Origin of the sequence: Calidithermus chliarophilus DSM 9957, assembly GCF_000430045.1 — a bacterium.
Classification (GTDB): domain Bacteria; phylum Deinococcota; class Deinococci; order Deinococcales; family Thermaceae; genus Calidithermus; species Calidithermus chliarophilus.
Map to the genome: position 1 here is coordinate 2,298,605 of NZ_KE387023.1, position 15,505 is coordinate 2,314,109.

The following is a 15,505-nucleotide window of genomic DNA, read 5'->3' on the forward strand; positions in this document are numbered from 1 at the left end:
GGAGTCTCAGGGGCCTTCCGGGGCACGGTGCTGCTGGTGCCGGGCCTGCTGGGCGGGGCCACCAGCTTCGACGCGCTGGCCCGCCGCCTGGTGCTCGCCGCCCCGGGCTGGGAGGCGTGGGCCTGGGACCGCCGCGCCAACGGCCTCGAGGACCGCCAGGGCTTCCTCGGCGCCGACCCCTGGGCCTACTACCAGCGCTACACCCTCCCCGACGCCCCCTTCCTCAAGGACTGGGGCCTGCGGGTGCACCTCGAAGACCTCGACGCCCTGGTGGACGCCGCCCGCCGGCGCGGCCCGGTGGTGCTGGCGGGGCACTCGCTGGGGGCGGGCCTGAGCGCGGCTTACGCCCAGTGGAGGGGCGAGAAGCTGGCCGGCCTGGCCTGGATCGACGGGGCTCCCAGCCCCAACCGGCTCACGCGCGAGCAGTACCTCGAGGGCGGCCTCGGCGGCTTCGGCCGCTCGCCCGGGCTCGACGAGCTGCTGGCGGGCCGGGCTACGCCCTACCTCGAGTTCAGCTTCCTGGGCCTGGGGCTGAGCCCGGCCTTCCTGGCCCGCGCCGAAGCCCTGGCCTTCCTGGCTGCCCGCGACCCCGAGGCCGACGCCCCACCCGGCGCGGCGCGCTTCCCGGCGAGCCTCGAGGCCGCCGCCCTGGCCCAGATCGACGACCGCTACAACCCCGTTGCCCTCTTCTCGGCCTCGGTGGGGCGGGCCTGGGGGCGCGAGGGCTTTAGCCTGCTGCGGCTGCTGCAGGGGCAGGTGGGCTACGCGCTGATCGGGGCCAGGGGGAGGCGGGTGGAGTGGCAGGACACCGGCGAGGCCACCGACCCGCGCGAGTTCCTCGGCCTGTACGCCTGGCCCGAGACCGGCTTCTCCGAGTGGTTCTTCCCCGTGCGGCTCTCCCTCGACCTCGCCGCCTGGGACCTCGCGGTGCCCGAGCTGCAGCCCCGCCGGCTGGGCTTTGCGGTACTGGGGCTGGGGGCCGGGCGCGGCGCCGTCACCGACGCGGCCCGCTTCGCCGTCGCTCGAGCGCTCTTCCCCGGCGCCGAGGTGCGCGGGGAGGTCCTGCCCGGCCTCACCCACCTCGACGTCCTGGTGGGGCGCGAGGGGCCGGCCGTGGGGCCCCTCGCCCGCTACCTCGAGGCCCTGCCGTGAATCCGCCTGGGGCAGGGGCGCGTACTTCAAGCAGGCGGGAAGGGGGTCCGGCATGCGCCGCTTCGCGGTAATTCTGGCCTGGCTCTGGGGTGCCCTGGCCCAGGCGCCGCAACTTTATGCGGTCGAGGGCAGCGTGACCTACGTGGGGCGGATGCCGCTGGGAAGCTGGCAGGGGACCAACCCCACCGCCCGGGGCCAGGTGCGCTGGGCCGAGCCCGAGGCCTCCGGGCGGGTCTGCGTGGACATGAGCAAGTTCGACTCCGGCATCGGCCTGCGCGACAACGACGCGCGGGGGGTGCTCGAGGTCGCCAAGTACCCCCAGAGCTGCCTCGACGTCAGCGCCCTGCGTCGCGACGGGGAGCGGGCGGTGCTGGAGGGAATGCTCGAGATCCACGGGGTGCGGAAATTTATGCGCATCGAGGGCACGCTCAGGCCCGAGGGCGACGCCTACCGCTTCGCCGGGGGCTTCCGGACCCGCTTCACCGAGTGGAACCTCAAGCCGCCCACCGTCCTCTTCCTCACCGTGGAGGACGGGCTCGAGGTCCGCCTGGAGGCCCGCGCCGTCCCCGTGCGCTGACGCGACCTCCGGCCCGACCTACAGTGTTTCGCCCGGGCGGGGATATCCTGAGCCTCGGGATGGACACCCGCCAGGCCCTCCTCGACCGCGCCCGCCACGCCTTCGCCGAGCGGGGGTACGCCGCGACCAGCCTCGAGGACCTCGCCCGCAGCCTGGGCCTCACCAAGGCCGCCGTCTACCACCACTTCGCCTCCAAGCGGGAGTTGCTGGAGGCTTTGCTGGAGGAGTCGTTCCAGAAGGCCGACCGCGCGCTCGAGCAGGGCGAGACCCTCGAGGAGCGTCTGCTCTCCTACGCCCTGGCCTACCGCGACCAGATCGAACCGCTCACCGCGCTCATGACCGCGCAGTCGGGCCGCCGCGGCGGCGACCAGCAGGCCGCGAGGGTGGCGCTGGAGGCTATGTCGCGGGGCCTGGTCCGGCTGCAGCAGAGCCTCGAGCAAGCGGTTCCCGGCCAGGGACAGCCTCTGGCCGCCATCTTCGCGTCCATCGTCCACGGGGCCTACATGATGGCCCGCCACCTGCCGGGCTACGAGCTCGAGGGCATGCTGCGCACCGGGGTCCAGCTCTTCGTGCGCGGGCTGCCGGTGCCCCCTGTCTAATACCCGATTCGGTCAGTCCGCCGCCGTTCGGCGGCGGACTGACCCGACCGAAGGGAGCGCTCTGGGATTCAAAAAGATAGCCCCTAAGGTTTTTTGGTTTGGATGATTATCTTTTTGAATCCGCTATAACGGGAGGGGCTCCCCGGCACCGGGGAGCCCCTCGGTGGGACGGGCTTTACTCCTCGCGGGCCGACTGCATGATGGCGACGTAGTGCAGGATGGTCGCCAGCGAGTTGGCCAGGGCCGCCACGTAGGTCAGGGCGGCGGCGGTGAGCACCGCGCGGGCCCCGCCCATCTCGCGGTTGTCGAGGAAGTTCATGCGCTGCAGGATCGCCAGCGCGCGGTTGGAGGCGTCGAACTCGACCGGAAGGGTCACGAGCTGGAACAGCGCGGCCGCCCCGAAGAGCCAGATGCCCACGCTCATCATGGTCTCGTTGAAGCTCATCAGCATGCCCAGCAGGAAGATCCAGGGCCCGAACATGCTGCCGATGTTGGCGACGGGCAAAAGCTGGGCCCGTACCCGCAGCCAGGCGTAGCCCTTGGCGTCCTGGATGGCGTGCCCGACCTCGTGGGCGGCCACCGCTAGCGCCGCCGAGGAGGGCGAAGCGTAGTTGGGCTCCGACAGCCGCACGACCTTTTGCATGGGGTCGTAGTGGTCGGTCAGGGCGCCCGGGACCGGCTCGACCCGCACGCCGTGCAGCCCGTGGGCGTCGAGGATGGTCCGGGCCACCTGGGCCCCGGTCAGCCCGCGCGAGTTGGCGACGCGGCTGTAGCGGGCGTAAGTTCGCTGCAGCCAGAACTGGATGCCTAGGGTCGCGATGAACACCACGATCATTAGCAGGAAAGTCACGCTCGTCATCTTGGTTTACCCCGTTATTGAAAGTACAAAAAATGCAACCCAGCTTCTGCAAGCTGGGTCACGAGCTTTATGTCAGGGTCGAAACCTTTACGAGTCCAGGGGCTGGCTTTTGATGGTGAAGCGCAAGGCGGTGCGCTCCTCGGACTCGAGGTCGAGCTTGACGAAGGCCGGCTTGACGAGCAGGTCGAGGTTGTCCGGAGCAATATACCCCCGCGCGATGGCGATGGCCTTGACGGCCTGGTTGACCGCCGCGGGCCCGATGGCCTGAACTTCCACCTCACCTTGGGAGCGCAACAATGCAGCAATGGCACCTGCTACGGAATTGGGACGAGATTTGCCGGACACGCGCAACGTTTCCACATACCCTCCTGGGCACTCGCCGCTGAATTGCATTGTAGTTGGGGCCATGTTTAAAAGTCAAGGTAGGAAAATAGCGATAAACACGTAATTTTCCCCCTGAATGAAGATTTTTTTAGAACCACTGGTTCCAAAAATCGCGTTCGCGGAGCGTTTGGCGTGCCCTGGTCAGCGTTTGCGGCGCTTAGTCCCTTGACTTGGTATACCCTCACCCGTATACTCGCTGAAACCTTTGCATGACTATGCGAAGGTCAACCCCCACCCCAACCCGCGCTACAGGAGGCCCCCTAATGGAGTTCAGGAAGGCATATCCCGACGTACCTATCGGACACGACGCCTGCGGCATCATCGCCATCGCGGAGAAGGCGGGCAAGCCCACGCACGCCAACGTGCAGCGCGTGATCGAGAGCCTATACAGCATGGCCCACCGCGCGGGCCTGATCCGGGGCGAGGGGGACGGAACGGGCATCCAGACCGACCTGCCGCGCGAGCTGTGGGCGGGCTACCTCGAGGAGGCCGGCTTCGACGGCAACCTCGCCAACAACCCCCGCTTCTTCGTGGGGCACCTCTTCATCCCCAAGAGCAGCGCCGAGCGGGTGCAGGAGCTCATGGACCTGATCCGCGTCGAGGGCAGCCGCCGGGGCATCAAGCTGCTCTTGGAGCGACGGGGCGAGGTCAACTCGAGCGTGCTGGGGCCGGTGGGCAAGCGCACCGAGCCCCTGTTCTTCCAGGTGGCGGGGCTCTCCACCGACGGCGACGGGCCCTTGTGGGAGCTGGGGCTGGTGCTGGAGGAGCGCTTCCCGGTGCACGTGGTCTCGCTCTCGACCTCCGCGGTGGTCTACAAGGTGCGCGGCTCGGCCGAGATCCTCAAGCGCTACTACCCCGAGCTCTCGCGCGCGGAGTACAAGTCGGCGATCACGCTGGGCCACAACCGCTACTCCACCAACACCATGTCCACCTTCGAGGCGGTGCAGCCCTTCGGCCTGCTGGGCCACAACGGCGAGATCAACACCATCGAGCGCCTGCGCCGCGAGGGCCGCTTCCTGGGCATCCCCCTCACGAATGGCTCCGACTCGCAAGACCTCAACCGGGTGCTCGAGGGCCTGCTCTACCGCTACGCCCTCTCGCTGCCCGAGGCGCTGGACATCGTCTTCCCGCCGATCCTGGGCGAGATCAAGAATTACTCGCCCGCCCTGCAGGACCTCTACATGGCCCTGCGGCAGCGCTTCGGCCCGCTCGCGCAGGGGCCGGCGGCGCTGGTGACGCGCCACCGCGAGGAGGCGGTGTTCTGCACCGACGCCATGGGCCTGCGCCCGCTGTGGTTCATCGAGACCGAGGCCGAGTACATCTTCTCCTCCGAGCGCGGGGTCTTCACCGCCGAGGAGTTCGTGGGCGACCCCCGCCCGCTGGCCCCCGGCGAGAAGATCTACCTGCGCGTGACCCCTGAAGGCGTGCGGCTATTGCCCTACGAGCGCCACCAGCGGCAGGTGCTCGAGCGCTTCCTGGCCAAGAGCGGCACCCTGGGCGAGTACAACGTGCACCTCAAAGGCCCGCGCTACGACAGCCTGCCCCCGCTGGCGGGCGGGGCCGGGGCCGGGGTGGAGGAGAAGCCCGCGCCGCCCTCGCTGAACCTCGAGCGGGCCTTCGGCTGGGACCGCTGGGACGCGGGCTACCTCGACGCCCTGGCCGAGACCGGCAACGAGCCCATCGGCAGCCTGGGCTACGACGGCCCGCTGGCCGCGCTCAACCCCGAGAAGCCCAACCTCTCCGAGTTCCTCAAGGAGACGGTCGCGGTGGTCACCAACCCGGCCATCGACCGCGAGCGCGAGATCGAGCACTTCTCGGTGCGCACCGTGCTGGGCCGGCGGGCGCTGCCCAACGGCGTGGGCGGGGGCTGGACCGAGGAGCTGCTGGTGCCGGTGCTGCTGGAGGAGACCCACCCCGAGGTGCGGGACGTGGTGCAGGGGCAGGGCACGCTGACCCTCGAGGAGGCCCAACGCCGCCTCAAGAGCGCGGTTTTATTGTCGCAGTTCACGGTGGAGGAGGGGCTGCTGGCCGGGCTCAAGCGGCTGGAGGAGCAGGCCGTGCAGGCCGTGCAGGACGGAGCCGAGCTGCTGGTGCTGTGCGACCGCGGCTCCTTCGAGCACGGCGCCTGGCTCGACGTGTACCTGGCGCTGGCCGCCGTCAACCAGGCGCTCGAGCACGCCCGCGACGGCGAGGGCGTGAGCCTGCGCCGCCGCACCTCGGTGGTGGTGCACTCCGGCGGCATCCGCAACCTGCACGACGTGGCGGTGTGCCTGGGCCTGGGCGCCGACGCGGTGGCCCCCTGGCTGATGCAGCAGAAGGCCCACGCGGCCCACGGCTTCGTGGCGCTGCAAAACCTGCTCGAGGGGCTCAAGAAGGGCCTGGAGAAGGTCATCTCCACCATGGGCATCCACGAGCTGCGCGGCTACGGGCGCATCTTCAGCGCGGTGGGCCTCAAGCCCGAACTGGCCGAGCGCCTGGGCATCCGCACCTTCCTGGCCTCCCAGAAGGCCGGCTACGGCTTCAGCGAGCTCGAGCGCACCGCCTTAGAGCGCCTGTCCTTCCTCTCGCAGGAGAAGGTGCTGCCCGCCAAGGACTTCCGCTTCAACCCGCGCATCTTTAAGGCGGCCATGGACGTCTCGGGCGGCGAGGCCCCCTACGAGACCTTCCAGGAGCGGGTGCGGGGGCTGGAGAAGGAGTCGCCGGTGGCGGCGCGGCAGCTTTTGGAGGTGAGGTTCCCCGAGAAGAGCGAGGTGCTGCCCGAGGAAGTGGACATCGGCGTGGGCGGGCACTCCATGCCCTTCGTGATCACCGCCATGAGCTTCGGCTCGCAGGGCGAGACCGCCTTCCGCTCCTACGTCGAGGCGGTGAAGAAGCTCAACATGCTGTGCATCAACGGCGAGGGCGGCGAGATCCCCGAGATGCTGGGCAAGTACACCCACTGGCGCGGCCAGCAGGTGGCTTCCGGGCGCTTCGGGGTGCACAGCTACATGCTCAACTCGGCCTCGGTCATCGAGATCAAGATCGGGCAGGGGGCCAAGCCGGGCGAGGGCGGGCACCTGCCGGGCAAGAAGGTCTCGGTCAAGGTGGCCGCGGCCCGCAACGCGGTGCCGGGCGTGGACCTGATCTCGCCCTCCAACAACCACGACCTCTACTCCATCGAAGACCTCGCCCAGCTCGTCGAGGAGCTCAAGACCGTCAACCCCAAGGCCAAGGTCTCGGTCAAGGTCCCGGTGATCCCGGGCATCGGCACCATCGCGGTCGGCATCGCCAAGGCCGGGGCCGACATCATCGCGCTGTCGGGCTTCGAGGGCGGCACCGGCGCCGCGCGCTGGCACGCCCTGAAGTACGCCGGGCTGCCCGTGGAGATCGGCGTGCGCCGCGCCCACCGCGCCCTGGTGCGGGCCGGGCTGCGCGATAGGGTCGAGCTGTGGGCCGACGGCGGGCTCAAGACCGCCTACGACACCCTGCGCATGGTGCTGCTGGGCGCCGACCGGGTGGGCATGGCCACGATGGCGATGGTCGCCATCGGCTGTACCATCTGCCGGGGCTGTCAGCTCGACACCTGCCACGTGGGCATCACCACCCAGATCGAGACCCTCGAGCAGGCCCAGGCTCACGGCCTCAAGCGCTTCGTGCCCCAGGAGGAGGGCCGCGCCGTCGAGCAGCTCGTGCGCTTCTTCAGCCTCAAGGCCGAGGAGCTGCGCCGCATGGTGGCGGCGCTGGGCTTCAAGTCCCTGCGCGAGCTGGTAGGCCGCAGCGACCTGCTGCGCCAGGAGGGGCTCGAGGACGCCATCGACCTGGGCTACTTCTTCGAGGGCGTCAGCGCCCCCGACTGGGTCAACGAGCGCTCGGCCCACGTGCTGCGCAAGCCGCTCAACCAGCTCACCCGCTCGATCACCGAGGTGGTGTCGGCGGCCTACGAGGAGGGCAGCCGCGACCTGATCTTCCAGGAGGGGCCGGTGGGCTCCACCGACCGCGCCCTGGGCGTGCACCTGGCTGGGGAGATCGCCCGCCGCCGCCTCTACGGCAAGGGCTTCGACGCCCACGTGGAGCTGCGCTTCGACTCGGGCTCGGTGGCCGGCAACGGCCTGGCCGCCTTCAACTGCGAGGGGCTCGAGGTCCACGTCGAGGGCGGGGCCCAGGACGGGGTGGCCAAGAACGCCTTCGGCGGCAAGGTGGCCATCCTCAAGGGCCGCAACCCCTACGGGCAGTACGTCGACGGCTCGGTGGGCAAGTCCTTCGCCTACGGGGCCATCAGCGGCCTGCTGATCGTGGAGGGCATGGCCGACAGCCGCTTCTGCATCCGGCTCTCCGGCGCCGACGTGGTGCTGGGCGGCGAGCCCGAGCGCCCCTTGCAGGACGAGCTGGGCAACATCGCCACCCGCGCCCAGGCTAAGGGCTTCGCCTTCGAGTACATGACCCGCGGCCGCGCGGTGGTGCTGGGCGACCCCGGCCCCTGGATCTGCTCGGGCATGACCGGCGGGCGGGTCTACCTGCGCCACTGGCCGGAGATGGGCCTGGACGAAGCCGCCATGCACCGCCGCCTCGCCAAGGGTGCCAAGGTGGTGGTGCAGAAGCTCGACGAGCGCGGCGTGGCCGACGTCAAGGAACTCCTGGGCGCCTACGTCGCCGAGCTGCACGCCGCCGAGCGCCCGGAGAAGGCGGAGCGCCTCGAGCGCCTGCTGCAAGACCCCGCCCACTACTTCCGCATGGTGGTCCCGGTCAACCAGCAGGTGGCCCAGGAGGTGAGCACGGAGTAGCCCACAGCCCATCGTCGGTTCATCGGCGGCCGGTAGCTGGGTAATGCTATCGGCCGTTCGCCCCCACTTACCATCGGCCGGCGCTCCAAGGGGTAGGATAGGACAGATGTCCCTGATCACGGAGGCCCTCTTGGACGACCTCAAGCGCCGGACCGGTTTCACCGAGCAGCACGTCCGGGTGCTGCAAAACCTCGGCCGGTGCATGACCCCCATGGCCTCCGAGGTCGCCCTGGCCTTTTACGACTACCTGGGCCGCGACCCCGAGATGCGGGCGATCCTGTGGGCGGTGCCGGGCCGGGTCGAGCGGCTGTACGGCCGCTTCGCCGACTGGTACCGCGAGCTCTTCTCCGGCGTCTACGACGAGCACTACGCCGAAAACCGCCGCCGCATCGGGCTGGTGCACGCCCGTCTGGGCATCCGCCCCGGCTTCATCATCCCCGCCATGGGCATCGTGCAGGAGCTCTCCCTCGAGCACATGAACACCGTGCTCAAGGCCACCGAGCTCTACGCCGCCGTCGAGGCCTTCGAGAAGATCATCGCCATCGAGCTCGCCATCATCCAGGAGAGCTACGGCGAGGCGGTCGAGGCGGGCATCCGCGCGGGGATGGCCTCGAGCGAGGCTGCGCTGACGCAGGGGGCGGAGCTGTTGCTGCGGGAGAAGGCGTGAGGGGTGTAGGTGGGCGATGGCTGAACGCTGAACGCCGATAGCTGATAGCCAAACGCCAAACGCAAGACGCAAGACGCAAGACGCCTTGGCCCTAGACCCTCGGCCCTCGACGCCGGCGGGGAGGGCCGGGGTGGGTTTGCCACGAGCCCCCGCTTTTTGCTGAGGGCTTATCGCTTTCCCCACGGTAAGATTGTCCGGTGATCGGCGCCATCCTCTTCGACCTCGACGAGACGCTCATCCTCGACCACCCGGTTTCGGTTCATACGCTGTGGAACTGTGCGTACTACGCGGCGTCGTGGTACAGCCTCGACCTCGAGGCCCTCGTGGAGGCGGCGGGGGAGCAGGCGACGCGGTTGTGGAAGACCTCGCCGGTTTATGGCTATACCCAGCGCATCGGGCACAGCGCGGGGGAGGGGCTGTGGGCCCGCTACGCCGACACCGGCATCCCCGAGATCGCCCGGCTGCACGAGTGGGCCAAGAGCTACCGGGTGGCGGTGTGGCGCGACGCGCTCGCCGAGCAGGACGTCGCCGACGAGGCGCTGTGCGAGGCGCTGGCCGACCGCTTCTTCAACGAGCGGCGGGTGTACCCGCGCTACGGCGAGGTGGACGCGCTGCTCGAGGCGCTGTCGCCGCACTACAAGCTCGGCATCGTGACCAACGGCGTGCCCGACCTACAGCAGGACAAGCTCGAGGGCTGCGGCCTGCTGCACCGCTTCCAGGCCGCGGTGATCTCGGGGGTGGTGGACATCGGCAAGCCCGAGCGCGGTATCTTTGAGCACGTCTGCAAGCAACTCGACGTCGCCCCCGAGGACTGCGTGATGGTGGGGGACAACCCCGAGCGCGACGTGGCCGGGGCCATCAACGCGGGCATGCGCTCGGTGCTGGTGAACCGGGGCTTCAAGGACCCCGACCCTCGCTACTGGCCCAGCCTCGAGGTGCGAAACCTGCTGGAGATGCTGCCCTGGCTCGACACGCTGGCGTGAACGGTCGCTTTAACCCCCCTACAGCTAAAGCAAAGCCTAAGCTACGCCACGCGCGGGTGTGCGGGCGGGCCGTTAGGGCAAGAACGTAAGAAACCCTCATCCTCCGCCCCGTGGGGATACAGCCCGAAACTTTGTCCTGGAGCCGCTTAACCCTGCCATCCCGGCGCACCCGGCCGGGGCCGATCCTGGGGCGCGAACCCCGCCCCCACCGGCGCTTCATAACGTCCTAATAACGGATGTAAGTAGCGGCTCAAACACCAAATATGCTGCGGGCGTAGTATATCATTGTGGTAGAAATGGACGCCGCTTACACGCCAGAAGGGGGTTGCCTTTGAACAGGTACGACGACCGCGCGCGGTTGGTGTTCCACTACGCCAGGGAGGAAGGCAGCCGTCTGGGCCACAGCATGATCGGCCCGGAGCACCTGCTCCTGGGGCTGATGCGCGAGGGCGGTACTGCGGCGCGCATCCTCATGGAATATGGCGCCAGCCTCGAGGCCATGCGGCGCATGGTCGAGGAGCTGGTGGGCCGGGGGGAGGGCAGCCGCACCGGCGAGCCGCCTGCCATCACCCCGCGGGCCCGCCGGGTGATGGAGCTGGCGGGGGCGGAAGCCCGCAATATGTCGAGTCAGGTTATCGGCACCGAGCATATCCTTCTGGGCATTATCCGCGAGGGCGACGGCATCGCCTACCGGATCATGACCCACTACGCCAAAGACGTGGACACCATCCGCTGGCGGGTTCTTTCGCAAGCGGGCGAGGGCCAGAAGGAGAAGGCCGTGGCAACGCCATTCCTCGACGAATACGGACGCGACCTGACCCGTGAAGCCAGAGAAGGCAAGCTGGACCCCGTGATCGGTCGCTCGGAGGAGATCAACCGGGTCATCCAGATCCTGGCCCGGCGCACCAAGAACAACCCCGTGCTGGTGGGCGATCCCGGCGTGGGCAAGACGGCCATCGTGGAGGGGCTGGCCCAGGCCATCATCGAGGGGCGCGTGCCCCCGGTGCTGCGCGGGGCCCGCATCGTCTCCGTAGACCTCGCGGGCGTGGTCGCGGGCACCAAGTACCGCGGCGAGTTCGAAGAACGCCTGCGCCAGATCATCGAAGAGCTCAAGAACGCCAAGGTGGTGGCCTTCATCGACGAGCTGCACACCCTCATCGGGGCGGGCGGCGCCGAGGGCACGCTGGACGCGGCCAACATCCTCAAGCCCCCGCTCTCGCGCGGGGAGATCCAGGTCATCGGCGCGACCACCACCGGCGAGTACCACCGCTACATCGAGAAGGACGCCGCCTTGGAGCGCCGCTTCCAGCCGGTGATCGTGCTCGAGCCGAGCCCCGACGAGACCCTTGAGATCCTCAAGGGCCTGCGCCCGCGCTACGAGGCCCACCACGGCGTGGTGGTGCCCGACGAGATCCTTCAGCTCTCGGTCAAGATCGGCATCCGCAGCCTGCCGGGCCGCAACTTCCCCGACAAGGCCATCGACCTCATCGACGAGGCGGCCTCGAGGGTGCGCCTCAACGCCAGCCTGGGCCTGCCCGTGGCCGAGGACGAGGACGGCACCCCGCTCGTCAGCCGCGAGGACATCGAGTCGGTGGTCGATAGCTGGGGCGGCGTCTACGTCGACGACAAGGACGACGCCAAGTTCTTCAACCTCGAGGCCGAGCTGAAGAAGCGGGTCATCGGACAGGACGAGGCCATCGAGGCCCTCGCCGCCGCGCTGCGCCGGGCCCGCGTGGGCCTGGGCGGGCGCACCCGCGTCTCGGCCAGCTTCCTCTTCGCCGGCTCCTCCGGCGTGGGCAAGACCCACCTCGCCAAGGCCCTCGCCGAGGTGCTCTTCGGCTCCGAGCGCGCGCTCATCCGCTTCGACATGTCCGAGTTCCAGGAGCCCCACTCCATCTCCAAGCTCATCGGGGCCCCGCCCGGGTACGTGGGCTACGAGCAGGGCGGGCGCCTGACCGAGGCCGTGCGCCGCCAGCCCTTCAGCGTGGTACTCCTCGACGAGATCGAGAAGGCCCACCCCGACATCTACAACACCTTCCTGCAAGTCCTCGACGAGGGCCGCCTCACCGACGGGCTCGGCCGCACCGTGGACTTCCGCCGGGTCATCCTGATCATGACCTCCAACACCGGCTTCAACGTCGGGCCGGCCATCGGCTTTACCGCTAAGGAGGTCGACACCGAGAGCCCGCTCAAGGCCATCTTCACCCCTGAGTTCCTCGACCGCCTCGACGAGGTGATCCGCTTCCGCAACCTCGACGAGCCCGAGCTGGTGCAGGTCGCGCAGATCATGCTCGAGGACATCGCCAAGGAGCTGGAGAGCCGCGAGAAGATCGTGCGCTTCGACCCCGCGCTGGCCGCGTGGCTGGTGGGGCAGGCCCCCAAGCAGGGCTCGACCCGCATCCTGCGCAACCTCATCCGCGAGAAGGTCGAAGACCCGCTGTCGCTGGCGCTGCTCACCCGCCCCGGCCGCACGCTCTTCGTGACGCTCAAGGGCGAGGAGATCCACTTCGAGGAAGAGGAAGTCTTCACCGTCTGATGCCCGACGCCCACGCCGAACGTCGAACGCGAGCCCCGGAAGGCGTTTAGCGTTCGGCGTTCGCCGTTAAACCGAGAGCCCCTATGGCCAAGACCCAATACACCTGCGTCGAGTGCGGCTACAAGTCCGTCAAGGCCCTGGGCCGCTGCCCCAACTGCGGGGCCTGGGACTCCTTCAAGGAGGAGTCCCCGGTGGGCCGTGCCCTGGCGGGGGGCTCGCGCGGCGGCCTCGCCAAGGTGCGCCCCCTGCCCAACCCCGACGCCGTGGTCCGGCTGGGCGAGGTGGACCCCGGCGGCGAGACCCGCTTCGAGAGCGGCATCGCCGAGCTCGACCGGGTGCTGGGCGGGGGCTTCGTCCCCGGCGAGGTGCTGCTGCTGGGCGGCGAGCCGGGGGTGGGCAAGAGCACCATCCTGCTCCAGGTCGCCGACCGGATGCTGCGGCAGGGCAAGCGGGTGATCTACCTGGCCGGGGAGGAGTCGCCGGGCCAGATCCGGCTGCGGGCCGAGCGTCTGGGCGTTTCGGGCGACCTCGAGCTCCTGCGCGAGACCGAGCTCGAGACCATGCTCGCCACCCTCGAGGCCGCCCCGCCCGAGTTTTTGGTGGTGGACTCCATCCAGACCCTCGAGACCGCCTCGGCCCCCGGCTCGCTGGTCGCCGTGCGCGACGCGACCTCGGCCCTCACCCGCTTCGCCAAGGCCCACCGCGTCACCACCGTCTTGGTGGGGCACGTGACCAAGGAGGGCGTGGTGGCGGGGCCCAAGGTGATCGAGCACGTCGTCGACGCCACGCTCTACCTCGAGACCGCCGGCAACTTCCGGGTGCTGCGCTCGACGAAGAACCGCTTCGGCCCGGTGGGGGAGATGGGGGTCTTCCGCATGGAGGAGGCGGGCATGGAGGAGGTGGCCAACCCCTCGGAGGCCTTCCTGGCCGAGCGCCCGGTGGGCGCGCCCGGTTCGGTGGTGGCCCTGACCCTCTCCGGCGAGCGGGCCCTGGCGCTGGAGCTGCAGGCCCTGGCCGCGCGCACCCCCTTCCCCGCGCCCCGGCGGGTCTCGCAGGGCCTCGACTCGCGCCGCGTGGACGTGGTGCTGGCGGTGCTCGAGCGGCGGCTCGAGCTGCCGCTGGGCAACCTGGACGTCTACGTCAACCTGGCCGGCGGCCTGCGGGTCTTCGACGCCGGCTTGGACCTCGCGGTGGCGCTGGCGGTGTATTCTGCGGTGGTGGGCAAGCCCATCCCCGCCGATTTCGCCGTGGTGGGCGAGGTCGGGCTGGCCGGGGAGGTGCGCAGCGTGGAGGGCCTGGAGCGCCGCCTGCGCGAGGGCAAGCGCGCGGGCTTCGAGAGGCTGCTGTATCCTGGAGTGGTTCGAAACGTGGAGGAGGCGGTGAAGCGGTTGATATGAGCAGTCTGCGCTTGGTGCTCTACTTCTTGATGCTCTTCGCCGGCTTCCAGGCGGGGGGCTGGCTCGAGACGCGCGGGCTGCTGGGCGCGGAGTCGGGCGGCCTGCTCTCGCTCAACCGGCTCTACCTCGGGCTCGTCGGGCTGCTGCTGGGCTTCTTGCTGGTGCCGCGCGCGGAGGCGGCCCTGGAGGGCTGGTGGCTGCGGCTGCAGCGCTGGCTGAAGTCGCTGCCGCCCGAGGTGCCGGTGGCCCTGATCGTGGCCTCGAGCGCCGGCCTGCTGCTGACGGTGCTGATCAACAACCTGCTCTCGCAGTTCGAGGGCTACACCCCCTGGTACTCGCTGCTGCTCGCCCTGGTGCTCTCGGGCTTCTTCTCGGCGCTGGCCCTCGCCAACCGCGACGCCTTCCGCATACGCCCGCCCGCGCACCCCGTGCGCCCCAGGGGGGGCAAGATCCTCGACACCAGCGTGCTCATCGACGGGCGCATCGCCGAGGTGGCCGACCTGGGCTTTTTGGAGGGCCCCCTGCTGGTGCCGCAGATGGTGCTGCGCGAGCTGCAGAACTTCGCCGACCACTCCGACGCCCAGAAGCGCGCCCGGGGGCGGCGGGGCCTGGAGGTGCTCGAGCGGCTCAAAGACCGGGTGGGGCTGCAGGTGCTCGAGGCCCCCGCTAGCGACGAGCCCGTAGACGACCAGCTCCTCGCGCTCGCCCGCCAGAACTCGGCCGCGCTGGTCACCAACGACTCGGCCTTGCTGCAGCTCGCCCGCATCTACGGCGTTAAGGCGCTGTCGGTGCAGGCGCTCGCGACCGCCCTGCGCACGCCCTACGTGGCGGGCGAGGTGGTGCGCATCACCATCACCAAGGAGGGCAAGGAGGCGGGGCAGGGGGTGGGCTACCTCGACGACGGCACCATGATCGTCGTCGACGACGCGCTGCCCTACCGCGGGCAGGAGGTGGCGGTGGTGATCACCCAGTCCATCCAGACCCAGGTGGGCCGCCTGCTCTTCGGCAAGCTCGAGCGCAGCACGACCTCGAGCTGAGGGGAGGGCGGCGAGGAGCGGGGCTTTGCCCGGCTGCCCTTTGCCTGGCTTAAGAAATCTTAATAATGAGCGTTGTTTACCCCCTATCTGAACAACAGGGGTAGACTCAGGCTCGACAGCGTCGATGTTAGGTTCGTTCTGGCCGCTCGGCTGCCGACCTCGGCGTGTGGAAGTGGCGCTGAAGCGCGGGCCACTGGCCCTGATTCCCGACCATGTTCCTGAGTCTCCTTGGCCCTCCCCAATTGCTCATCGACGACCAACCCTGGCCGCAGATGCCGCGCAAGGCCGTGGCGCTGGTGGCCTACCTGGCGGCGCAGGGGGGGCAGGCCGAGCGGGGCACGCTGGCCTCGCTGCTGTGGGAGGGCGACGAGGAGAGCACGCGGCGCAACCTGCGGCAGGAGCTGTTCCGGCTCAAGGGCACGCCCTGGGAGCGGATGCTCGAGCAGGGCGGCCAGCAGGTCGTGCTCGGCGAGGTCGAGACCGACCTGCAGCGCTTCCTCGAGGCGCTCAGCCGCGGCCGCTGGGCCGCGGCGGCGGGGCTGTGGCGGGGCGGG

Annotated in this window: 11 protein-coding genes and 1 pseudogene; 10 read left to right on the top strand and 2 right to left on the bottom strand. The window is 69.6% G+C overall.

The window, feature by feature from the left end; translation table 11 throughout:
• From MEICH_RS24720 to MEICH_RS0111190, 3 genes are all read left to right on the top strand, one after another.
• A partial coding sequence (locus tag MEICH_RS24720; protein WP_051304109.1) for an alpha/beta fold hydrolase occupies positions 1–1,152 on the top strand: 1,152 nt, incomplete at its 5' end.
• Between the two features lie 52 nt (positions 1,153–1,204).
• Positions 1,205–1,729, top strand: a complete 525-nt coding sequence (locus MEICH_RS0111185) for a YceI family protein (RefSeq protein WP_027892686.1) — start codon at positions 1,205–1,207, stop codon at positions 1,727–1,729.
• Positions 1,730–1,788: 59 nt separating this feature from the next.
• Positions 1,789–2,328: a TetR/AcrR family transcriptional regulator gene (locus MEICH_RS0111190; protein WP_027892687.1), complete on the top strand. Its 540-nt coding sequence runs from the start codon at positions 1,789–1,791 to the stop codon at positions 2,326–2,328.
• A gap of 175 nt (positions 2,329–2,503) precedes the next feature.
• Here the strand turns inward: MEICH_RS0111190 and MEICH_RS0111195 are convergent, their stop codons facing one another.
• Positions 2,504–3,187, bottom strand: a complete 684-nt coding sequence (locus tag MEICH_RS0111195) for a zinc metallopeptidase (RefSeq protein WP_027892688.1) — start codon at positions 3,185–3,187, stop codon at positions 2,504–2,506.
• 87 nt (positions 3,188–3,274) lie between these two features.
• A complete protein-coding gene (locus MEICH_RS0111200; RefSeq protein ID WP_026234850.1) occupies positions 3,275–3,547 on the bottom strand; it encodes a stage V sporulation protein S in 273 nt (90 codons plus the stop codon).
• A 287-nt stretch (positions 3,548–3,834) separates the two neighbouring features.
• Here MEICH_RS0111200 and MEICH_RS0111205 point away from each other — a divergent pair, with 287 nt between their 5' ends.
• The 7 genes and pseudogenes from MEICH_RS0111205 to MEICH_RS29350 form a co-directional block, all read left to right on the top strand.
• Complete coding sequence (locus tag MEICH_RS0111205; protein WP_027892689.1) at positions 3,835–8,331, top strand: glutamate synthase-related protein; 4,497 nt, start codon at positions 3,835–3,837, stop codon at positions 8,329–8,331.
• A 106-nt stretch (positions 8,332–8,437) separates the two neighbouring features.
• Complete coding sequence (locus tag MEICH_RS0111210; RefSeq protein ID WP_036218510.1) at positions 8,438–8,998, top strand: protoglobin domain-containing protein; 561 nt, start codon at positions 8,438–8,440, stop codon at positions 8,996–8,998.
• A gap of 197 nt (positions 8,999–9,195) precedes the next feature.
• A complete protein-coding gene (locus MEICH_RS0111215) occupies positions 9,196–9,981 on the top strand; it encodes an HAD family hydrolase (protein ID WP_027892691.1) in 786 nt (261 codons plus the stop codon).
• 331 nt (positions 9,982–10,312) lie between these two features.
• Positions 10,313–12,517: an ATP-dependent Clp protease ATP-binding subunit gene (locus tag MEICH_RS0111220; RefSeq protein WP_027892692.1), complete on the top strand. Its 2,205-nt coding sequence runs from the start codon at positions 10,313–10,315 to the stop codon at positions 12,515–12,517.
• An 83-nt stretch (positions 12,518–12,600) separates the two neighbouring features.
• The gene (gene radA, locus MEICH_RS0111225) at positions 12,601–13,914 is read left to right on the top strand and encodes a DNA repair protein RadA (RefSeq protein ID WP_027892693.1); all 1,314 of its coding nucleotides are present in this window, start codon (positions 12,601–12,603) and stop codon (positions 13,912–13,914) included.
• The gene (locus tag MEICH_RS0111230) at positions 13,911–14,951 is read left to right on the top strand and encodes a PIN/TRAM domain-containing protein (RefSeq protein WP_027892694.1); all 1,041 of its coding nucleotides are present in this window, start codon (positions 13,911–13,913) and stop codon (positions 14,949–14,951) included. The genes radA and MEICH_RS0111230 overlap by 4 nt, the downstream gene beginning before the upstream one ends.
• A 212-nt stretch (positions 14,952–15,163) precedes the next feature.
• Positions 15,164–15,505, top strand: a pseudogene (locus tag MEICH_RS29350) (ATP-binding protein); the annotation flags it as partial.